At 64.0% G+C, this 21,130-nt stretch carries 22 protein-coding genes and 1 pseudogene; 19 read left to right on the top strand and 4 right to left on the bottom strand.

The features are described from left to right. The first annotated feature begins 26 nt into the window (after nt 1-26). From METLW3_RS0122580 to METLW3_RS0122670, 17 genes are all read left to right on the top strand, one after another. Nucleotides 27-563, top strand: a complete 537-nt coding sequence (locus METLW3_RS0122580) for a hypothetical protein (protein WP_024882014.1) — start codon at nt 27-29, stop codon at nt 561-563. Between the two features lie 54 nt (nt 564-617). Next, nucleotides 618-968 (top strand): hypothetical protein, encoded by a 351-nt coding sequence (locus METLW3_RS0122585; RefSeq protein ID WP_024882015.1) that lies wholly within the window; start codon nt 618-620, stop codon nt 966-968. Nucleotides 969-1,214: 246 nt separating this feature from the next. Continuing rightward, on the top strand, nt 1,215-1,619 hold the full coding sequence (locus METLW3_RS0122595) for a hypothetical protein (RefSeq protein ID WP_084484949.1): 405 nt from the start codon (nt 1,215-1,217) through the stop codon (nt 1,617-1,619). Nucleotides 1,620-2,061: 442 nt separating this feature from the next. Further along, on the top strand, nt 2,062-2,358 hold the full coding sequence (locus METLW3_RS28540) for a hypothetical protein (RefSeq protein WP_157516656.1): 297 nt from the start codon (nt 2,062-2,064) through the stop codon (nt 2,356-2,358). Between the two features lie 3 nt (nt 2,359-2,361). Beyond that, nucleotides 2,362-5,415, top strand: a complete 3,054-nt coding sequence (locus METLW3_RS0122605) for a secretion protein (protein ID WP_024882018.1) — start codon at nt 2,362-2,364, stop codon at nt 5,413-5,415. A 336-nt stretch (nt 5,416-5,751) separates the two neighbouring features. Then, nucleotides 5,752-6,219: a DotD/TraH family lipoprotein gene (locus tag METLW3_RS0122615; RefSeq protein WP_024882020.1), complete on the top strand. Its 468-nt coding sequence runs from the start codon at nt 5,752-5,754 to the stop codon at nt 6,217-6,219. Continuing rightward, nucleotides 6,212-7,171, top strand: a complete 960-nt coding sequence (locus METLW3_RS0122620; RefSeq protein WP_036310139.1) for a type IV secretion system DotC family protein — start codon at nt 6,212-6,214, stop codon at nt 7,169-7,171. The genes METLW3_RS0122615 and METLW3_RS0122620 overlap by 8 nt, the downstream gene beginning before the upstream one ends. Nucleotides 7,172-7,322: 151 nt before the next feature. After that, nucleotides 7,323-8,381, top strand: a complete 1,059-nt coding sequence (locus tag METLW3_RS0122625; protein WP_024882022.1) for an ATPase, T2SS/T4P/T4SS family — start codon at nt 7,323-7,325, stop codon at nt 8,379-8,381. After that, nucleotides 8,381-8,629 (top strand): IcmT/TraK family protein, encoded by a 249-nt coding sequence (gene icmT, locus METLW3_RS0122630; RefSeq protein ID WP_024882023.1) that lies wholly within the window; start codon nt 8,381-8,383, stop codon nt 8,627-8,629. Before METLW3_RS0122625 ends, icmT begins: the two co-directional genes overlap by 1 nt. After that, nucleotides 8,626-9,024, top strand: coding sequence for a hypothetical protein (locus METLW3_RS0122635; RefSeq protein WP_024882024.1), 399 nt, complete (start codon nt 8,626-8,628; stop codon nt 9,022-9,024). The genes icmT and METLW3_RS0122635 overlap by 4 nt, the downstream gene beginning before the upstream one ends. Further along, complete coding sequence (locus METLW3_RS26310; RefSeq protein ID WP_024882025.1) at nt 9,021-9,554, top strand: lytic transglycosylase domain-containing protein; 534 nt, start codon at nt 9,021-9,023, stop codon at nt 9,552-9,554. Before METLW3_RS0122635 ends, METLW3_RS26310 begins: the two co-directional genes overlap by 4 nt. Then, nucleotides 9,554-10,687, top strand: a complete 1,134-nt coding sequence (locus METLW3_RS26315) for a hypothetical protein (RefSeq protein ID WP_157516657.1) — start codon at nt 9,554-9,556, stop codon at nt 10,685-10,687. The genes METLW3_RS26310 and METLW3_RS26315 overlap by 1 nt, the downstream gene beginning before the upstream one ends. A 77-nt stretch (nt 10,688-10,764) precedes the next feature. Further along, nucleotides 10,765-11,205 carry a hypothetical protein gene (locus METLW3_RS0122650; RefSeq protein WP_198022865.1) on the top strand — a complete coding sequence of 147 codons (441 nt, stop codon included), beginning with the start codon at nt 10,765-10,767 and terminating at the stop codon, nt 11,203-11,205. A gap of 28 nt (nt 11,206-11,233) precedes the next feature. Further along, a complete protein-coding gene (locus METLW3_RS26320) occupies nt 11,234-13,552 on the top strand; it encodes a TraM recognition domain-containing protein (RefSeq protein WP_024882028.1) in 2,319 nt (772 codons plus the stop codon). Beyond that, nucleotides 13,552-14,085, top strand: a complete 534-nt coding sequence (locus tag METLW3_RS0122660) for a DUF2726 domain-containing protein (RefSeq protein WP_024882029.1) — start codon at nt 13,552-13,554, stop codon at nt 14,083-14,085. Before METLW3_RS26320 ends, METLW3_RS0122660 begins: the two co-directional genes overlap by 1 nt. A 49-nt stretch (nt 14,086-14,134) precedes the next feature. Further along, on the top strand, nt 14,135-14,866 hold the full coding sequence (locus tag METLW3_RS0122665; protein ID WP_024882030.1) for a phospholipase D-like domain-containing protein: 732 nt from the start codon (nt 14,135-14,137) through the stop codon (nt 14,864-14,866). A 75-nt stretch (nt 14,867-14,941) separates the two neighbouring features. After that, nucleotides 14,942-15,634 (top strand): TIGR02117 family protein, encoded by a 693-nt coding sequence (locus METLW3_RS0122670; protein ID WP_198022867.1) that lies wholly within the window; start codon nt 14,942-14,944, stop codon nt 15,632-15,634. Here the strand turns inward: METLW3_RS0122670 and METLW3_RS29315 are convergent. Next, nucleotides 15,603-15,911 carry an HU family DNA-binding protein gene (locus METLW3_RS29315; RefSeq protein ID WP_245291572.1) on the bottom strand — a complete coding sequence of 103 codons (309 nt, stop codon included), beginning with the start codon at nt 15,909-15,911 and terminating at the stop codon, nt 15,603-15,605. The genes METLW3_RS0122670 and METLW3_RS29315 overlap by 32 nt on opposite strands. 117 nt (nt 15,912-16,028) lie before the next feature. Here METLW3_RS29315 and METLW3_RS27140 point away from each other — a divergent pair, with 117 nt between their 5' ends. Continuing rightward, nucleotides 16,029-16,535 carry a GNAT family N-acetyltransferase gene (locus tag METLW3_RS27140; RefSeq protein WP_198022869.1) on the top strand — a complete coding sequence of 169 codons (507 nt, stop codon included), beginning with the start codon at nt 16,029-16,031 and terminating at the stop codon, nt 16,533-16,535. Nucleotides 16,536-16,702: 167 nt separating this feature from the next. Here METLW3_RS27140 and mobF read toward each other — a convergent pair whose 3' ends face one another. From mobF to METLW3_RS0122690, 3 genes are all read right to left on the bottom strand, one after another. Further along, entirely contained in the window at nt 16,703-19,843 is a 3,141-nt protein-coding gene (gene mobF, locus METLW3_RS0122680) for a MobF family relaxase (protein ID WP_024882033.1), read from the bottom strand. A 3-nt stretch (nt 19,844-19,846) separates the two neighbouring features. Continuing rightward, the gene (locus tag METLW3_RS0122685; RefSeq protein WP_024882034.1) at nt 19,847-20,164 is read right to left on the bottom strand and encodes a hypothetical protein; all 318 of its coding nucleotides are present in this window, start codon (nt 20,162-20,164) and stop codon (nt 19,847-19,849) included. A gap of 154 nt (nt 20,165-20,318) precedes the next feature. After that, entirely contained in the window at nt 20,319-20,630 is a 312-nt protein-coding gene (locus METLW3_RS0122690) for an integration host factor subunit alpha (protein WP_024882035.1), read from the bottom strand. A 339-nt stretch (nt 20,631-20,969) separates the two neighbouring features. Between METLW3_RS0122690 and METLW3_RS27855 the strand changes: the two are divergent. After that, a pseudogene (locus tag METLW3_RS27855) lies at nt 20,970-21,122 on the top strand (NADPH-dependent 7-cyano-7-deazaguanine reductase QueF); the annotation flags it as partial. Nucleotides 21,123-21,130 lie beyond the last annotated feature (8 nt).

Raw genomic sequence — 21,130 nt, forward strand, 5'->3', positions numbered from 1 at the left:
GAGGCATTCGATAGAGGGGGCTGAACGTGCAAGGATTGGTCAATTTCGCAGGAGAGATCGGCAACGCGATCGCTATTCTGTTGCCGACCTTTTGCTATCTGACGGCGCTCGCGCTGTTCATGTCGGCCGGATGGGGATTCTGGACACAATCACAGAGCCACAATCCCTATCGCGGCCGTCCCTGGGTTCCGTTCGTGGCGCTCGTCCTCTCTGGCGCCTTCGCGTCGTTTCCGTCGATCCTGACGATGGCGAACAATACGGCCGGAACCAATCTGCAAGTGTCGATCGGGGCGTTGACGAGCTACACGGCGCCGACGGTCAACGGGAATCTGTTGGGACAAACTCCTGGCGACTCCGTCGTTAATATCGTGACGCTGTTCCAGGGGTTCTTCCAGGCCGTCGGCGCGATGTCCTGCTTCTTTGCGATGCTGACCTGGAATGCGGTGATCGCGGGCCGCAGCAATCGTAGCCCCGGCGGTTGTGGCGTGCAGTTCATGTTCGGGATCATGCTCATCAATGTCGTGACCATCGCGACATGGCTGGTTTCCGTGTTTCGAACCTGATCCGTCGAGAACATCGGTCGATTCCAATCCGGCGCTCCATTGCGGAGAAAAAGCATGCAGACTGTCGAGAGGCTGAAGCAGCTTCCAATCGTTATCACCTTGGTCGGTTGGGCGTTGTTCTATTCGTGGTTGTTTTCGATGGCGGGTCTCGGATTGTCGGCATCGACTGTCTTCGACCTCGCCGAGAAGCAAGCGCTCGCGGAACAATTCGCCACAGCGATGGGGCTCTATTTCGGGCTGGCGGCGCTGGTGAGCTGCGCCGTTTATCTTTGGGCCATAGCCCGTTGGGCGCGGCTATTTCTCATCAACGCCGGACGATACGGGCTGGCCGACATCGCAATGGTTCCGGCGGTCGGCGTCGGCCTCGCCGGAATGAGCGTGCTTCTCCTCGCAGGCCCGCAATGAGGCGCTTCCTCCATCGCCTCGCGGCGCCCGGAACAACCATGTGCGAGAAGGTCGCGAAGGGTTTGTTTTGGGGGATCGCGATGAACCCCGGCGTGTGGCTGTTCGTGATCGCCCATCTCTGCGCTCGGCAGCGATAGGTGAAAAAAATATTTTCGGCGCGCAAACGCGACGCTCGATATTCGCGCATCTTCGCCCGAAACTTTTTTTCGAGGGCGTGAGGCGCTCTCTCAATCGAAGGAGATGAACTTGCACACCATCGCCAAAATCAAATCCCATGTGTCGTCGTTGCTCGCCGGCGCGGCGCTCTCCGTCTCTCTCGGAGCGACGAGCGCCTTTGCTCAGGCCGCCGGCCAGACGCTCGGCTCGCAGGTGCAGAGCATTTCGAAGGAGTTCTCGACCGCCGGTGGCTTCGCCGGCTCGACCGCTATGTATGTCGCCGCTCTGGTGACCTTCGTCGCCGGCGTCTGGTTCCTGTGGCAGTCGCGTCAACCGGAAAACCGCGAGAGCGGGAAAGTCGCGGCCGGTCTTACGGGTCTCGTGCTGACCGGCCTGTTCGTCGCTGGCGGCTCGTGGATTCAGAAGGCCTCCTACACGACCACTGGCGCGGGCGCGAAAGTGACCGACCAGGCCGGCGTCATCACCTTCCAGTGATGCTCAATGCTCTCCTGTTCCTCGCCGGCGTAACGCGGCGAGGCGCAGGGGACAATTGGTCCTCGCCGGTGGTTCGGTCGCAAAGCCGGAGACCGGCGAGGGTGCATCAGTTTTTGAAGATCGGCGCGGCGCGATGCTCCCACTTTCACTAGCGGCAATAAGCAATGGGTCGCGGCCTGCTTTCGCAATGGCGCAGCCGCGCGCACGAGGATTCGCCGATCGCTGCCCGCATTGTGGATGCGAGATCACGAACCGGAGCGAAGGGCGATCGGAAACTTCCGATGGGTCATGTGGCTGCGCGCTGTGCTGCCTCGCTCAAAATCTCGAACGCCCCGAAATCGATCGCGAGGCCATCCTGATCTGGATGCCGGAGTTCACGCAGGGCGCCGTCAATGCGCTCGTGCATCGCGTGCATTCGTCTTTCGCGAGACACGGGAAACCCGTGTCATGGCCTCTCGATCCCCTTCCACCGAACAGTCCTGGCGATCTGCTCGCCGCGAGCTCGGCCTATGCCGCCCTCGTCGAGCGCAGTGTGATCGCGAAGCAGCGCCTCGGCACGTCTTCACCGCGCGATCTCGCCGAAGCTCTGTCGTTCGTATCGCCGAATTCCTACGCCCGTCGCCACGAGCTGCTCGGCGGCGCGCGCTTGCTATCGCTCGGCCGCTTTTTTGTCGACGGCTACGACATTTATCCGCGCTTGCTCGTCAAGGAGAGGCTCGCTTCGATTTTGAGGAGATAGATAATGCTCCATTGGATATCTCGCGGGCTCGCCGCAATGTCGTTGATGGCGAAGCAGCCGCTCGCCAGCTTTTGCGATATCGAAGCCGCGCATGGCGACGCGCTCGTCACCAAGCAAGGCGACTATGTGAGCTTCCTTCGTCTCGGCGGGATGCGCCGCATGTCGACGCGGGCCGATATCGATCGCTTGGCCAACGCCATGCGCATCGACATCTCGGGAACGCTGGAGAACAGGGGACACGCCATCGTCGGATGGTACGCCTCCGATCCAGATCTCGCGGCCGTCGAGATCGACCGCGTGAACATGTCCGCCTGCCGGGAGATCGCCAAGGAAATCGGGCTGGACCTGGGCGATATTTTCGAGGAACGCAAAAAGCTCTGGACCGGCATGATGCGCTGGGAGGCGGCGTATTTCATCTTGTGGACGCGCGCCACGACGCTCACCAAGGAAGAGCGCAAGCAGATGAAGGAGGAGCAGGCGGCGCTGGCCAAGAAGTGCCCGAACATCGGCGACGCCCAGAAATACTATTTGCGTAGCGACGTCATGGCGGCGCGACACACCGGCTTCGTCTCGCGCGTCGTGTCGTCGTTGAAAGGGCTCGATGTCGCCGCGACGGAAATCTCGGCCCATGACGCTCTCATCGTCGCTCGCGAGGCTATGTATCGCGAGACGGTGGGCTCGGCCTGGAGGCCGACCCTGGTCGGCGACGCCTTTCGCCCGCGCTGGCCGGATGAGAAGGACGAGCGTCCGATCCTGGAGACGCTGATGTGGCCGGCGATCCGTGATCTCTTCTTCGACTCCGACGCCGTCGTCCATGACGGGCAACGCGTGGAGATCGGCCTCTATGATTATGGCTGCGTCGATATGACGATGGGACCGGAGGATCCCCGTCCATTCGTCGAGCTGTCGTCGCGGCTCGGGCAGGATCGCGTCCCTTGGCGCGTCTCCTTCGTGATCGAGGGCGGCGGCAATTCGGACATGCTCCTGAAAAGCGCTGGCGCGCAGTTTCTGTGGATGTTCCCCGGTAACCGGGACATCACCCGCGCCTTCGAGCTTTTGAAGCGCGAGCGCGAAAACAACAACCATATCGCCGTGCGCCTGCGCGCGTCCTTTGCGACCTGGGCTCCGTTCGGCGAAGTGGGCAAGCTGCGGCTACGACTGTCGACGCTGAAGCAGCGTCTCGAGGCTTGGGGAAATTGCCGCGGCACGACCGTCATCGGCGATCCGCTCGAAGGCGTCATGAGCAGCGTGCCGGGACTGGCGCTGGCGTCCACAGCGCCGCCGTCGGTGGCGCTGATCGGAGACGTGCTGGCAATGCTGCCTTGGGGACGAACGGCGTCACCCTGGGACCGAGGCAGCGTCCTGTTTCGCCAACCGAACGGCGCCATGTGGCCCTATGACCCCTCCGGCGGCTCGAAACGCCCGCAAGTGCTCGACACATTCGTCGCGCCGCCCCGTTCGGGAAAATCGGTGCTGGCCAATACGATCAACCTCGGCCTCTGTCTCAGCTCCGTGGCGCTCGGGGCGGTCGGCGCGAAGCTGCCGCTGATCGGCAAGGTCGATATCGGGGATTCGGCAGAAGGCTTCGTGCTTCTCATTCAAGAAGCCCTGGGACCACAGCGCCGGCACGAGGCGATCTACACGCGCATGCAATTCGCACCGGGCTTCGAGTTCAACGTCTTCGACCTGCAGGTCGGCTGCGCATATCCGCTGCCGCTCGAAAAGGCCTTCTTGCAGAATTTTCTCGCGCTGATCACGCTGCCGCCGGATCAGAGCACGCCCTTCGAAGGCATGACCCAGATGATCGGCATCGTGATCGACGAAGCCTATCGGCTCTGCACCGATGTTCCGGGGGCGTCGCCCAAGCGCTATCGGCGAGGCGTCGAGCCTCTCATCGACGCGGCGATCGAGCGACACGGCGTCGAATTGCATCATGACGAGCCGCATTGGCGAGACGTGGTGCAGGCCCTATGCGCGGCCGGAGAGTATCGTCTCGCGGAAGTGGCGCAACGGCACGCCGTCCCTGTGCTGGAGGACCTGGTCGGAGCCGCGCGAACCGACCAGGTCAAGGACATGTTCGGCAAGCTCACCATCGCGATGACGGCGGAGCAGGCCTCGGACCTCTTCGAACGCTATATCTACGATGTCATTCGCAAGTTTCCGACTTTGAACAGCCCGACGCGGCTGGATTTCGGGGCGGCGCGGATCATCGTCATGGATCTCGCGGAAGTCGCGCCGACCGGCTCGGCGGCGGCCAATCGTCAGACCGAGATGATGTATATGCTGGCCCGCCACATCATCGCGCGCAATTTCTTCCTGAAGCCGGATTACCTGCCATTCGTGCCAGCAGAGGCGCGCGGCTTCCACCAGCCGCGCTTCCAGGAAATCTACGAATCGGTGAAGCGGCTCGACTATGACGAATGGCATCGCACGCAAGGCAGTCCGCAAGTCCGCGCGCAAGCCGAGCTCGATGTTCGCGAAGGCCCCAAGCACAATGTTCAGCTCGGCTTTGCCAGTCAGCGCTTGAGCGACATGGGCGACGCGATTGTCAGCCAATCGACGGGACGCTTCGTGCTGCGGGCCGGCGACGACGCGGAAGCCGAAGAGATTGTGCAGCGCTTCAATCTCTCCGAAGCGAGCGCCGACATCGTCCGCCACCGCCTTCATGGACCCGGTCCCGCCGGCGCGCCGTTCCTGGTGGTGCTGCATGCGGACAACGCCAAATATGAGCAGATGCTCGTCAACACGCTCGGGCCGATCGAGCTGTGGGCTCTGTCGACGACCCCTGGCGATAGAGCGCTGCGCAATCGTCTCTATGACCGCATCGGCTTTCGGGAGGCGCTGCGGCGTCTCGCGAGAATATTTCCGGGCGGATCGGCGGAAAAAGAGATCGAGGAACGCAAGGCCAAGCGCATGCGGCGGGGCGAGCTCGACACGCGCGCGGAAACCGGCGTCGTCGACGAATTGGCGAACGAGCTGTCCGATGCGCGCGGGATCGGCGCCAAGCTCCGATATGAAAATAGCGGCTCGGAGTTCTCGGTCATGGCGACTCATTAGAGTCGCGCAATTCTTTTCACGCGTCCGAGTATTTGAAATTCGCGCAGAGCAGGGGAATCGTTTCGGCCTGATTTCGTGATCGAGGAGCGTCGCCATGCCCAGCTTTCGCATCCAGCTTCGCCCTAACGGCGTCGTCATGTTCGGCTCGGGGACGCGCGACGTCGCTCGAATGGAGCATCGCCGAGCCCTCGATCTCGATAACGCCGAATCGGTCGCGAACGCCGAAGAGGCCGAACTTCGTCGCCTCATCAAAGGTCGAGACAAGCGGCCGAGACTTCATCGTCATTCGCGCCGACGCCGAATAGCGTGATAGCGCAAAAATATGGAGCAGATCATATGAGCGCCAACCATTCATGTCGCGTTCTCGTCCTACTACTGGCGTCGAGCATTCTGGGCGGCTGCGCGCATGATGTTGCGACGACGGTCGATGTCGCGGGCATGCCGAATGCGGAGATCGCCCTTCGACGAAGCGTCGACCACGTCGACAAGGAGATGGGCGAGATCGGTCGAATGCGCCCGGCTCCGCGTCAAGGCTCTACCGTCGTGCCTGCCGAGCTGCAAAAGATCGTCGCCTTCGAATGGGAAGGACCGATCGAAGGCGCGGTGAAAAAGCTCGCCGGCGAGGTCGGATACGACGTCGTCGTCGACACTGCGTTCAATGTTCAGTCGGTGTCGATCGGCATCAAATCCGGCCCCCGGCGCGTCTACGAAATTTTCCAGGCCATCGGCAGCGCCGCGGGCGACCGCGCGACCGTGCAGGTCGATGCGCAGCATCATCGCATCGAGGTGATCTATCATGTCTAAACTCACGCTCCGTAAACTCGTCCCGAGGCTCCTGGCTTCGACCCTTCTCGCTTCCTCGGCTTTCGCCGAAGGGATCAAGGTCTATCCTGTCCCTCCGGCTCCTTCGCCCGCGGAGATCGACGCGGCGGCTCATGTTCTCGGCAATCCGCTGAACAAGCCGATCACCGGAGCGTCGCAGGAGCCTGCGGTCGTCGGAGGCGAACGTCCGCCGTCCCTCGAGGCGCTGCAGGCGGTGCGCGCCGGGCGGGGCGATCCTGGGCTCGGGCTGGAGCCGGGACGAGAGGACACGCTGTATCAGGCGGCGCTGAGCTTCGGGGCGCAAGGCGGCCTGGCGGCGCGATCTTTCGCGATCAACGATATGCTGCGGCGCTATGAGCCGACGCTCGACAAGAGCTATGATTTCGGCTCCGTGGTGCTGCCGCTCGGCGGCGGCCGGACCCTGCTGCGCCCGCCGGTGGTGACCCAGGGACAGCTCGCCTTCGCGCTCGGCGAGAATGCGCAGGTCGCTCGGGAGACGGACTGCGTCTATCAGATCACGCGCGAAGCGCAGCTCGCCTCTGCCCCGCCGAATTGGCGCGCCTATCTCGTGCGCAATTGGAAAGCCCCGACGCGGCCCCATGACGCCGTGCTTCCACGCACCGAGCAGGAAGCCGCCTATTGGAACAAATGGGTCGCCGAAGGGTGGGCGCAGGGCGAGAAGCAGGCGGTGGAGATTTTTCTCTCCGACCTCGGTCGCTTGCAGCGCGATATCGTCGGCATGGCGCGGTACCGGGTGCTGCTGCGCGCTGGACTGGTCGAGCATCCGAAGGTCGCCTTCCAGAATAGCGTCGTCAACGGCGGCCGCGACGAGCTGCGCGCCGGCGATCGGATCGTCCGTATCACCGATCAGCCCGGCCTGCAGGCCGATGCGCGGCGCTGGGTGTCCAAGCGCCACGGCCCCTGCCCGAGGTGAGCGCGGGATGAGAGCGGCTCGACGAACACCGCGCACTCGGGGAGGGAGAGACGTGACGCTTCATGATTTAGCGACGGACGCGTCGGCTGATGAAACATGGAATAGCGCCGGTCTGTCCTGGGTGGCGGACCCAAGAAAGAGCGCGCCCGGCTTGGATTCACTGCTCACCTGGGCCTATCGCTCGGGAGCGTCGAAAGTCTCGTTTCAGACGGGGCACTGCCCTCGGCTGAGGATCTACAGCCGCAATCGCAGGGTCGGCGACACGACGGTCGATGAGGCGGAGATCGCACAGATCGTCAATCATCTCTATGGCGCCGACGGCATGGCGCATATGCAGGGCGGCGGCGAGCTCGATACGACCTATGAGATCGCCTTGAGCCGCACCGAGCGGCTTCGCTACCGTCTCAACGTCACTTCGACGCGCGGCAGCCGGAGGTCCGTCAATATCGTGCTGCGTCCGATCCCCGGATTGCCGCCATCCCTGGAGGAGCAGCTCGTCGAGCCCGGCATCATGGAGGCGTTCCGCCCGCGAAACGGCATGGTCATCGTGTCGGGCGGCACGGGCTCGGGAAAGTCCACGCTGATCGCCGGTATGACGGTCGCCAAACTTTTCGACCCGACCGGGCATTACGACATAATCGAAGGCGCCGCCCCGGTCGAGTTTTTGCTCGATCGCGTCAAGAGCCCGAACTCGACGATCAATCAGAGCGAGATCCCCCGCGATCTTCCGACTTTCGAACAGTTCATTCGTGGCTGCATGCGACGCGAGCCGACCGACATCATCGTCGGCGAGTGCCGCGATTCGGTGACGATGAGCGCGGCCATTCAGGCGGCGATCTCCGGCCATGCTCTGACCACGACGATCCATGCCAATGACGTCGCACTGACGATGCAGCGCATCGCGAGCCTCTGCCCCTTGGCCGAGCGCGAGAATTTGATCAGCGCCGTCGCGCAATCGCTGCGGCTCGTCGTCAATCAGAGGCTGACGCGGTCCCTGGATGGAAAGCGAACGGCGTTGCGCGAGTTCCTGGTCTTCGATCGAAAGCTCCGCAATCGCTTTTTGGAGACGGACCCGACGCAATGGCCGGGCCTGACGCGCCGCGCCATCGAGGAGCAGGGACAGTCTTTTGCGCAGGCGATCGACAAGGCCTTGCAGGATGGCCGCATCAGCCAGGAGACGGCGGCCCGCGAATTGAGGGAGGAAGGCTGATGTGGCGGAACACCGCTCTGCCGACGCGGATCTTGTTTCTGGATGGGCGGGCTTGCCTGCCCCTGCTGGTCTTCGTCGTCTATTGGAGCTGGCTCACTTTCTACATAGCGATCGGTGGCATGACCTTTTTCATTGTCGTCAGCTGGGCGGGCCTCACGGTTTCGTCGGTGTTGCGGCTGCTGCGGCGCATGTTGATCGGGCCGATCCGAACCGCTGTCCCGACCTGGAAGCGCAGGAGGGCGGCATGATCCTGGATATAGCGGATGTCGAGGCTGTGCTCGAGAAGCTGCTGCGGAAAGGCGGGCGGCCGGTGCTGTTCGAGGGCGTGACCATACCATTCGACAGCGCAGCCGCGGCGGATGGATTGCTGCCGCTGTTCCTGCTGACGGGGGAAGCCTTGTGGCGGGAGGTGAAAGGGGAGGGGTTCGGACTGACGACGCAGCCCGATGAAGGGGCTCTCCTCGGCTATCGCCTCGCCGTGATCGACGCAGGATCATTCACAATGGCGATGTTGGCGACGATGGAGGTGATCTCGCAGGCCTGCGGGCCGAACGGGATCGAGGTGGAGAAGCTCGGCGACGTCTGGGCGGCCTCGAACGAACGCTTCGAGACCGATCGGCGAGGGAAGGAACAGCGGCAATGAGACGGTTTTTCGCAATTCTCGCTAGCTCCCTCGTCGCGATCAGCGGACCGGCGCGCGCCGCCGATGATCTGGCGAAAGGCGCCTACGTCAAGGAGTGCATCGACGCGGCCTCGAAGACGCATTCGATCCCCGCCGAGATTCTCTTGATCCTTCTGAATGTCGAGAATGGGCGGCTCGGAAAAGTGAGCCAGAACACCAACGACACGGTCGACATCGGACCGATGCAGGTGAACCAGATTTGGGTGCCGAAGCTGGCTGCACATTGGCGCGCGTCGCGAGAGGCGACCTATCGCGCTCTTCGCGACGAATTCTGCGCCAATGTCGAAGGCGGGGCGTGGATCCTGCGACAGGCGCTCGACGAGGCGGATGGCGATCTCTGGGAGGGGATCGGGCTCTATCATTCGCACAATGAACGACACAAGGCCACCTACCTGCGCCTGGTCTTGGCGCAGGGGCGGCGTCTGCAGCGGCAGGCCGCCGGCGAGATTGCCTCGGCCGACAAAGGCGCCGTCACCCTTGGAGCGAGGTGATGTCCGTATCGCACTCGTCACAGGGCAATGTGAGTGACGGCGCTGCCTTTTTAATGAGCGTCGCCGTCTTCGTCGTCGGCGTCGGCTTCGGCGGCTGGTATCTCTGGGAGGAGCAGCACGCCGCGATCAGCGCGATCGTCATGCAGGGCCTGCACGGCCAGATGACATTTATCCATCTGTTCACGGATCGCTACGACGTCGCCGACGCCCAGCTTCTCGCGACAAATCCCGCGACGGTGAAATTTCCGCAGCTGCTGCGCCTCGCCCGCGAGGTCGGGCGCTTCTTTCTGCTGCCCTCGATCGGCGTCGTTCTGGCTCTCGCCGCCGTTTGCGCGAGCCGCGCCGGGGCGAAGCGCTTTTCCCGGCCGCACGATCTCGAAGCTTTGATGCGCGAGCAGCTGCGATCCTTTCGGACGCCGGCCGCCTTCGTGCGCAGACGGCTGGGGCTCGTCGATATCGCGCCGGGCAAGCCGCGTCCCGCCGATCGGGCGTTGACCCGCGCGGAATGGATCGAGCGCTGGGCGACGGACGACAAGGGCGCTTTCAATGAGGCCGCGGCGCGGGCCGAGCTCATGCGTCAGCTCGGCTCGGTCCGCGGCAAGCCGGGAGACGCGGCGCCGCATGTGCGTTGCATCCTGGCGGCGCTTTCGCTGCATCGGGCGCAGCGCCGCGACGAAGCGCAGCGCTATCTGGGCGATCTCTCGTCGGCGCTGGGGCCGATCGGCAAGGAAGGCCGAACAGGTCCCGATCACGCGCTCCTTTTTCCGACCGCCCTGATCGAGCGCGCGGATCAATGGTTGGGCGAACGAGATTTGCGCCAGCCACTGGTCAAGACGATGGCGGCGCATGGCTTCACCACCCCCGCGACTATGAGCGTTCTCCTCGCCGCGCGGGCGGAAGGCGGCGTTCTGCCGCCGGCGCAGTTCAACTTCCTGAAGCTCGTCGATCGGCGGCTCTGGTACGCGCTGCACTCATTGGGCTACCCGGCGGACATGTTCGATCCTCTTCTCCACGCGACGCCGCTCGTCGAAGCGATCGGGGCGCGCGACCATTGGGCGGCCGAATTGATCGCGGGTGCGCCCTTGCGCGTCGCCTCGATCGACAATGCGCTCGCGGCGGTTCGGAAGGTCTGACACTGGGCGGAGGGAACGCCTTCTCATTCGCGCAGCGCGCAACGATCATGAGTTTCAGAAAGATCGAGGAGGCCCTGATGGACGAGCCCATTGCCACGCAAGAGACGAAGACCGTATCGGAGCGGCCGCATATTCACGTCGACATTCATGTGCATCTGGACGGGCCGGTCGTCACGCGTGCGGTTGGACACCGAGACCGCGTCGACGACGAGATCGAACGCGGCAGCCCGTCCGCCGCGCCGACGAGACGATCATTGCTCACGACGCTCCTCGTCGGTTTCGGCGTGTCGGCCGTCGGCTATGTGGGCTTTCGGGCGGGAAGCGTTTCGTCTCAGCAAAAAGATTTCGGCGTGAACCAGGCGGCGGTTTCTCAAGGGTCCGCCGCGACGGCGTCGCCCACTTCATTGCCCGAAACGCTCGCTCGCGACCTGCAGCGGCCCCCGCAGATCACGCCCGCGCCGGGAACCCCGGCCGGCGCGAGCCAATCGGGTCCGGCCGCCTTCGGCCTGCAGCAATGACGCGAGCGCCGGCGGCGCGGAGAGCACTATGATCCCACGCGAGATTTCGGGGCCGCAGGAGCGTTTCGAGCGCTCCGGCGCGCAAGCGCTGCGCGATCTGCGGCCGATGTCGACGCGCGTCTGGGGCTCGCTGATGAGTGAGTTTTCAGGCGCCATGCTCAGCGTCGGGGCCGGTCTCATGCTGCTCGAACCCGCGTCGGTCGATCTCATCGTCCCCGCGGCGATCGGCTACGCGGCCCTCGTCCTGACGCGACGCGTCGATCTGCCGATGCGGCTTCCAAAGAGCGCCGCCGTCGCGGACTGGAACTATCCCGATCCCAAGAATCGCGCGCCCCGCATGGCGGCCGGCATCATCTATCTCGGCCGCGACGTTTCCGGCCGGGAATTATGGATCACCGCTGAGGACGGCCGGCAACATGCGACCATTCCAGGAACGACCGGCGCCGGCAAGACGACCGCGATTTTGGGCTTCGTCTCCAATGCGCTGACCCATGCGAGCGGCTTTGTTCTCGTCGACGGCAAGGCCGACCACACATTGTTCGGCGAGGTGATGGCGCTCGCGCGGCGGTTCGGCCGCGAGGACGATGTGCTGCATCTCAATCTCTTGGTCGCGAGCGGCAGCAAAGAGAGCAACAGCTTCAATCCCTTCGCCACGGGCAACGCCGACGCGATCCGCGAGATGGTGGTCAGCCAACTCGGCGAGCAGGCCGTGAATGACTCGAACGGCGTCTTCCGCAGCCGCGCCGTCGCCTTGATCGGAGCGGTGATCCCCGTTCTGACATGGATCAGAGATCACGCCGGCGTTCCGATCGACATCGAGAAGATCCGGGACGCGCTCGAGCTGCGCGTGATCTGGAAGCTCGCCGTCAAGGGTCTCTATGAATTGCGCGACCCCGCGACCGGCAAGACGAAGGACATTGCTCTCGACCTCCCACAGGACGTCGTCTATCCGCTGCTCGCCTATCTCGGCGAGCTGCCCGGCTATGACACGGACCTCGACTACAACAAGCAAAAGTCCGACGATCCGTCCAAGCAGCATGGCTATGCGCGGTTTTATTTCACCGAGATGTTCACCCAGCTCGGCGTTTCGCTCGGGCACATATTCAAGATCGAGCAGGGCGACATCGACATGCGCGACGTGGTCTTGAACCGGCGCATTCTGGTCGTCTCTCTGCCGGCGCTGGAGAATTCCTCCGACACATTGGCGGGGCTCGGCAAGATCGTGGTGACGTCGCTGCGCGGCATGATGGCGCAAATGCTCGGCATGCCGAAGGAGAAGCTCGGAATGGAGGCTCCCTATCATATCGTGTTGGACGAGCTCGCCTATTATGCGACGAGCGATCTCGACCGGATGATGGCGCAGGGCCGCAGCCTCAACATCGCCTTCTGGCTCGGCTTTCAGGAGGTCTCGGGGATCTTCGCGCGGCTCGGCGAGAAGACCTACACGCTGCTCGGCAACGCCAATCTGACCGCGGCGATGCGCCAGCAGGACGCCAATCGCACGCGCGAATGGATCGAGGAGACCTCGGGCAAGACCGATGTGGCGCAGGCGACGAGCTTTCGCGGCGGCGACATCGGCGTTTATCACGACACCCGCCAGGCCGATGTGCGCCAGGTGTCGCGGGTGAACTGGCGCGACCTGCAGAGCCTCATCGAAGGCGAGGCGATCATGCTGTTCGGCGGCCGCCGCATCTACGCGAAGGTTTTTCACGCGAATGTCGACAAGGCGGGTCCCAAGCCCCTCGTCAAGCGGACGGCTCTCGCTCCACCCGCCCGCCCCGAGCTCGAGGCGAGGCTCGACGAGGTTCGCGAGATCGCGGCCAGGATCGAGAATGGGATGGTCGCCGCCGGCGGCCGCGAGCCCATGCCTCCGACGCTGAAGGCGATATATGAAGCGTTTCGTCTCGCGAAGGCGAATGGAGGCGATCGAGACGCCTGCGTCGAAGCGGCGATCCGCGCCGCGGGCGAGGTTCCCTTTACCCCGTATGAGGGAAGGAAGGGCGCGGCGACGCGCCTTCTTCTCATGCTCGAATCGGCGGTGCGTGGAACGGAAGGAGAGGCGTCGGGCGGCGATCGGCCCGCTGAACCTTTCGACAAAGCGCTCTTCGAAAAAATCGTCGAGATCGAGGCGGCGATCGGCGAGGATGGAGAGGCCGCCAGAGAGAGGGCCTCGATTCTTCTCGGCAAGATCGAGGCGGCGGTAAAGGAGACCGAGGGGACCTTGCCCAGCCGGGAAAATCGGGAGAAGCTGCGAGAGGATTTGGCGGCGGTCACGACGATGATCGCTGCGGACGCCGAGGCGGCGCGGCGGCCGGCGCCGAGACGGCGCGTGGAGGCTTCCCCGTGATGGCGTCGACGCGGCTGATCGATATCGAGCATGTCGTAGCGGCAGCGCTGGTCGTCATTCTCATTCTCGCGGTCGTCGCGTTCATCGGCTCGCGTCGACCCGACTATCGACGCGGGCGATTTCTGACGCCCAATGAAAAGCGCTTCCTCGCCGTTTTGGACGAGGCGGTCGGCGAGGGCTATCGCGTTTTCGTGCAGGTGCGGCTTGCCGAGCTGGTGGACGTCGATCTGAGGGCGAACAATTCGAAAAGGCGAGCCGCGATGAACAAGGTGTTCGGCAAGAGCATCGATTTCGTCATTTGCGATTCCGCCAGCCTGGAGCCCATCGCGGCCATCGAGCTGGACGACAGGACGCATGCGCTTCCGCACCGCCGGGAGCGCGACATATTCGTCGACGCCGTGTTCGGCGAGATCGGAATTCCACTGATGCGCGCGAGAGCGCGACGCGCCTACACCGTTGCAGCGCTTCAGACTTTGCTGCGTGAGGCCGGCGTCGTTAAAACAGCTCGCTCCGGTCTTCGAACGATCGGGTGAGAATGAAAATCGTTGCATGAGACCTTCGGATTGACGGGAGCATTATCGAATGTCCTTTCGGCTGTCGCTTCTCGCCGGCGCATTTGCTTTCTCGCTGCCGTTATTCGTCTCGGCGGCCGAGTCCCCTGAAATCCATTATGCGCCCACTGAGAATCTGGAACGCCTCGATGTAGCGCTTCTGCGCGCCGCGCGCGTCAAGATCGACCTCGCCGCCTATGTGCTGACGGACTGGCCCGTCATCGACGCGTTGATCGACGCGCATCGACGCGGCGTCGTGGTCAGAATCGTTCTGGACCCCAGTCAGGCGAGCGATCTCGATCGGCTACGAGAGCTGTCGCAGAGCCTGCGCACGAGCCCGCCCGGTCCTTTCATGCATCTGAAATCCTATTCCGTCGACGACATGCTGTTGCGGACGGGCTCCGCGAATTTCACCGCGTCGGGGATGAAGCAGCAGGATAATGATGTCGTGGTCATCCGCGATCGAGCGGCCGCCCAAACGTTCGAGGCGCGTTTCGAGCAAATCTGGTCGGCCGCAAAGCCGGTCCTTCCTCCCAGCCCCGCTTTCGCCTCACGGGTCGCAGTTCCCCCTTCGACGAAACCAACGGCGCCGGCGAACTGCGAAATCAAAGGAAACATCAATCGCAGTGGCGAACGTATATTCCATAAGCCCGGCGAGCCATTCTACGCCCGCGTCAAAATCGACCAGAATTCCGGAGAGCGCTGGTTCTGCTCGGAGGAAGAGGCGGTCGCCGCGGGTTGGAGACACGGGCGCGTCAATTGATCCCGTGAGACGGAATGCTTTTCGAAGCCGGCAGAATTCGCGTAGACGAGAGCCATACCCTCGAGGATACCTCGATTGCAACCCTGGTTTAGACGGTCCATGCGCCGCGCTGCGCGGACCTTCGCCTTCATCCTCCTCGCGCCGATCGTTCCGGCTGCGCTCTATCTCGCCGTCGCAGCGATCGCGAGCCGCACGCCGGTGAACGACGACTGGCGCGAGCCGGATGGCGGCATAACCATCTACGTGCAGACCAATGGCGTGCATACCGGCGTTGTCGTGCCGGCGAAAGCCGCCGGCGTCGATTGGAGCAATCGCATCCACCCGGGCGATGCGCCCGGTTGGTCGACGACGCCACGCTGGCTCGCTTTCGGCTGGGGCGATCGGGACTTTTATCTCAACACGCCGACATGGGCGGAGTTTTCGCTCCTCCGAGGATTTAAGGCCGTGACGGGGCAGGGGTCGACGCTGGTGCATGTGGACCTCCTCGAGGACGTCCGCCCAGGTGAGATGGTTCGTCCGCTGCGACTCACTCCCGAGCAATACCGCCGCCTCTCCGCCTTCATCGATGCGACGTTCGCAGACCGGCGCGAGGTCATCCACGGCTATGGCCAGAACGACGTCTTTTACGCCGCGCGCGGCCATTACAGCGCGTTTCGGACCTGCAACGCTTGGACGAACGAAGCGCTGCGCGCAACCGGCGTTCGCACGGCGTTGTGGAGTCCAATCGATGACGGCGTCATGCGCTGGGCTTCCCAACCGGTAAGGTGATGGCGGCTCGAATACGCCTCTCTGTCCTATCACCCTCCCGACCGAGGCGCGGGAACGCGTGCGCTCGAAAATCGCAACAGACGTGGCTGCGCCTCACATCGGCGATTGGAACACCATGATCCAACGCGCCAAGAGCGGGCATGCCGATTTTCGGATTGCGCCCAGGGCGAGCGTCTTTGGAACGGCTTCGGAAAGTGCCGAAGCGGCGAAGACGCAGGTCTTCTCCCCGCGTCAGGCGGACAGCACTTCCTCGAGCGCAGCCGACCTCCCTTTCCAAAAGGATGAACGAAGGAATATTCTACGATCATCAGCGCTTTTCCGCGGCTCCGACCTGTAATATCATCGGGATATGCCGAACGATCTATTTCAACCGTTGGAGACGGACCGCCTCCGCTTGCGCTGTGTCGCCACCGAAGATGCCGCCGCGACCGCCGTTATGATGACGCCGGAAGTTAGCCGATGGCTGGCTTATTGGCCCAGCCCTTTTACTTACCAAATGGCGATTGCGCGCATCGAGGCCGCCCGCGAGTGGGCGCGGAGGGGCGACGCGCTGCCGTTCGTCGTGACAGACAAACCCAGCGGCGACGTGCTCGGATGGGTGATGATCTACCGGGACGAAGAGAATCGTCGGCGCGGTTCTCTGGGCTATTGGTTAGGTGAGAGGCATCACGGCAAAGGCTATATGCGGGAACTTGCGCCGGCAGCATTGGCGGCCGGTTTCGGCTTGCTCGATCTCGACGTGATCGAGTCCGCGGCGCAACCGGAAAACGCTGCGTCGATCGCCGTGATGAGGGCTTGCGGAATGAAGCCGACTGGCGAGCGTATGGTATATGCGCCCGTCCGTGAGAGATATGAACTTTGCCACTTCTATGAGGTTCAGCGTTCTCGCTCCCTGGCGTGAAGGTCCTGCGCCTTTTTTCGTAGGTTCCGCTCTCGCTCCGATTGACTGTCTTGACGCTTTTCCTTCGCCCTCCCGAACGGGAAGAGTGCGCCAAAAGCGCGGCGTCGGCGCCGCGCACTGGCCACTCTATATGTAGTGGCGTCTGCGTCGACCGAATGGTTCCGGCTTCATCGAAACGGTGATGGCGAGGGCCGATCGATGGAAGGGGCCGGCGAGGGCGGCTCGTGGCGCTGCTTGTCGAGGCGGGATTCGATGTTCTCTTTCGCCTCGCGCAATAGGGCTGCATTTCGCTCGACCTCGGCGGAGAGATCGCGGATGTGGGGCGCAACTTCTTCCGTGGCGATCTTCGAGCGCACGCGCTCTCGCGCCTTTCGGCCAGGATCCATGGCGTCGGCGGGCCGCCGGTGAAACGAGCGGCCCTGCTCGATGAAGGAATCGATCGACCGCTCTCGCATCTGCCTGCAGGCCTCGACGAGATCGAGGGCGAGCGACTTATAGGGTTTGGCGGCCATATCGGCTGCGACCCGCTTCCAGAGGTCTTCCGCCTCGATCGGCTTGGCGTCGCCGAGCGCGCGGCTTCTCCTCTCGGCTTCATGGACGGCCGCTTCGGAAATCATCGTCCAGGTCGTTCCCCTGGCGCGGCTTTCCGCGACATAGGCCTTGAAGGCCGTGATGCCCGCGCTGCCGCGCGGCAGGGCGTCGATATGCTCGTCCGAAGTGACGCCTTGTGCGGCGTCGATCGTCAGCGCATGGCCGAAGCCGAGCATCAGCCGCTTGGTGACGGGATCGGTCAGACGGCGCCACTCGACCTCGCCGATCTGGCCCTTGGCGTTCTGGAGCAGGAGACCGCCAGCGGTCTTCCCGACCACCTTCACGACATGGCCGTTATAGCCGATCGGGCCTTCCTTGCCGTCGATCTTCGCCCAGGTGTAGCGATAGAGGCGCAGATGGTCGCCGGTGGCGATCGGCAGGTCGAAGGCGTGCGGCTCCTTCGCGCCGCGCGGCGCGATCGCCTTGTGAACTGTCTCGTCGGCGCCGATCTCTCCGCGCGCTTTGAGCCGGTTTCGGATTGCCATGCTGATCGCGGCCGCGTCCTCATTGGTTGGCGCAGAAATCGTGATCCCGCGCTTCGAGCCGGCGGCGTCGAGAATGTCGCGTCGGCTGACATAGAAATCGGCGATCTTTGCGGCGACCTGGTCGAAGTCGCCGCCGACCAGCATGGCCGTTCCATCATCGCGCTTCATCGCGAGGGCGGATTGGGCCTCGGAGTCGCGGAACATGCCGGCGATCTGGCGGTCGCGCCGATCGACCTGACGGACGGCGGTGAGGAGTTCCGGCTGCGCTGATTTCGGCAGGGCGCGGCGCAGGATTTCGATCGCGTCGCCGGCTTCGATCGCCTGCGCCTGTTCGCGGTCTCCCAGCGCCTTGATGGTCATGCCGGTCTCGGCCTGCAGCTCGAGCAGCCGCAGCATCGGCCGCGGCGCGATCTGGCTGATCTCGTCGATGACGAGAATCGTGTTGCAGGTGGGCACGAACTCGCCGGCTTCGACCGATTTGAGAAACGGCTCCAACGCCCTGGTCTGCGCGATGCCGGCGTCCTGCAGCGCGTCGGCCTGCCGCCACGCGGTCGAGACGCCGACGAGCTCACGGCCCGCGGCGTCGAAGCGGGTGTCCGCCTTCCACGCGGCGACGAGCGGCCGGAGCAGCGTGGATTTACCCGCGCCGGCGACGCCGGTGAGGAGCGACAGCGCGCCGCCCTGGCCGAGCGCATAGATCGCCGCCTTTTGGGCCGCGCCATGCTCCGGCTCGCTGTCGAAATCGAGCCCCGAAGCCTCTATGGCGCGGCGGATGTCGCCGGCCGCCAGCGCGCCGGACGTGTCGAGCGCCGCGCGGGCGGCGTGGCTGCGGAGGTTTTCCTCGACACGGATCTGCGCGGAATTGGTGACGCGGAGCACCTGTCGCGGCTCGTCCTCGGAATTCTCGCGCTTCGCCCAGGCGGCGACCAGATCGACGTGTTCGCCGTGAAGATCGATCCCCTTGCGCTCGATCAGCTCGACGACCCGGTCGATATCCTTGACGCCGCCGGCGACGCCCACCCCGATCAACGCGCGCGCCGCGTGGATGCGAAGACGATCATGGTCGATGACGGCGGCCGTGTGGAATTCCTCGGCGAGATTTTTCGCTGCGAAGGCGTAGGCCCGCTCGAACCGCTCATCGTTCGACAGCGCGGCGATCTTCGCGCCCTCCATGACGGTCGAGTGTTCCCAGCCCATCGCCTCCGCCTGGTCGCGCCAGATTTTGTGGTCGGTCTTCTCGCCATGCTTGGCGAGGCGGGCGGCCGCCGCCGCCTCGCGGAGGATTTCGGCTTTCTTTTCCGCGGAGATGTCGTCCCAATCGAGCCCTTGGCCGGCCGCGAAGGCCTTGGCGTTGCGTAGGACCTGATGGGTGCTCTTGCTGAACGCCTCATTGGCGAATTGCGGGATCGCGAGGATGACGGCGGCTTGCTCCTTATCGTCATAGGCGACGCGAATGCCGAGCATGCGCAGCTCATCGGCGAGGACGGCCTGGGCGAAGGCGCCGAACTCATGGACGCGGGCATGGAGGCGCTGGGTGTCGAGCGATCCGATATGGCCTTCGCCGGTGACGACCAAATTGAACAGCGCATTATGGATGTGATCGTGGGGATCGCCGGCGATCGGCGCTTCGAGGAGGTAGGTCGCGCCCTCGCGGCCGTCCTGGACCGGCAGGGTCGGACGGGAGATGTAATGTCGGAAGCTGACCCAGCCGACAGCGCCTGGATCGGCGCCGCTCTCCCCCGCGCGCCCGCGCCGCGCCCAGCCAATTTCGCGCGCTACATAGCGCATCGCCGCGTCATTGGCGCGATAGATGGCGTTGCGGATGGCGGCTGCCTCCGCTGGATCCTGCGCGAATTCGGCGGCGAGCGTCACGGATTTGTGGGGCGAGAAGGTGAAGTCGTAACCGCTGATTTCTCGCTTGTGCTTGGACCAGGCCTCTCCCGTGTCGGCGCGTTTTCCCTCGAAGAGCCGGTCGAGCTCCTCGCCCTTGGGCGCGTGGTGAGAATTGATGCCGAGCGCCCGTGCGACGGAGAGCGGCATGTCCGCTCGCCACGCCGGCCCGGCGTCGCGGCCCGTGTAATAGCTGGTGAGGCGCGACCCCGGCTCCAGCTGCTGCTGGCCGAGGGCCTCGGTCGCCTGCTCTTGCGGCGGCGGGCCGAGCCTCGCTTCCGTGAAATACATGCGGACGAGCTTGCCGTCGGACGCTGCGGCGAACTTGCGGAAAGTGATCATCCATCAGGCCTTCGCGAGGGACGAGAAGCGCTTTTCCAGCGCCTCGACGGTCTTGTCCGGGAGGCTTTGCTGCATGTCGACGAGGAGCTCGAAGGTTCTCCGAGAGAGGATGAGCTGCTCGCGGTTCTGCGCGATCAGATGGGCGAGCAAATCGCTCAGCGTCGGCTCGCCGGCGTCATCCTTCGGCGTGAGCAGGGCGATGATCTCGTCGAGGCGGGCGATGGTGATGCGGATCTGCTCGTTCTGAAGGCCGACCGCTTCGACGATCTGGTGGGCTTCCTGCTCGACGCGAGCGAGCCCTTCTTTCAATTCCTTGGACATGATTGCGCCTCCGCTACGAGAACGAAGGGTCGTCAGTGTCTGCGCGAATGAAAACGATCGCTGCCGAAAGATTCGGGGCAGAGTCCGGCGGCGGCGCGCGGCTCGCGACATCCGCGGTGATGGGCGCTCACACCGCGCGGAGCCGCCGACAGCTCTACGGAGAGTCGCCGGCGGTCGGGGATGCTCCCGACGCCGCCACTACCGATTTGAGATGTGGCGCCGCTTTGAACACGACGACCCGACGCGACGAGATGAGAGCGGCGGCGCCGGTTTTCGGATTGCGGCCCGGGCGAGCGTTTTTGGAGCGGATGCGAAAAGTGCCGAAGCCGCGAAGACTTACGTCTTCTCCGCTGGTCAGGGCGGACAGCATTTCCTCGAGCGCGCAATCGAGCAGGGCTTTTGCGGCCGCACGGGAGAGGCCGGGGATGCGGGCGTAAATGGCGTGCGCGATGTCATCACGCGTCACCGTGCTCCTGGAAACAGCTGCGTCCAAAATCCCATCCGGCTTTCCGCCGTTCCCTCAAAAAACACGCCGTCCGCAGCGGGGAAATCGAACCACAATGCGGCGGAGAATGTCTACCGCGCGGGTAATAAGGAGACCAGCGCCACCCCCGCTGGGTAGTTGATCAGTATGGTTTTTCGTTGGCGAACCGTGCGAGCGGATCGGAGGGAGCTGATTGCACCAATTTCCCTGTTCGCCTATGGCAACGATGCGCCACCTCGGGACTCTCGAGGGACGCCAAACACGAACGACTCCATTCCGGCGAATTCTCCTCGCAAAACTCTCTTGCACAATTTCCTCGACCTCGTCGCCGCAATGAAGCCGAAGTAGCTGCGTATTGGCGGCTTGCGTCCGTGCGCCGGCATTCCGATCGACGTTTTCTGGCAGACTGGCGCGCCGCCGGAAGAGCCGTGGCTACCGAACCAGAGCGCGCCGCACTATCGCCGGCGAGTCTAAACTCAGGG

Source organism: Methylosinus sp. LW3 (assembly GCF_000527115.1).
Classification (GTDB): Bacteria; Pseudomonadota; Alphaproteobacteria; order Rhizobiales; family Beijerinckiaceae; genus Methylosinus.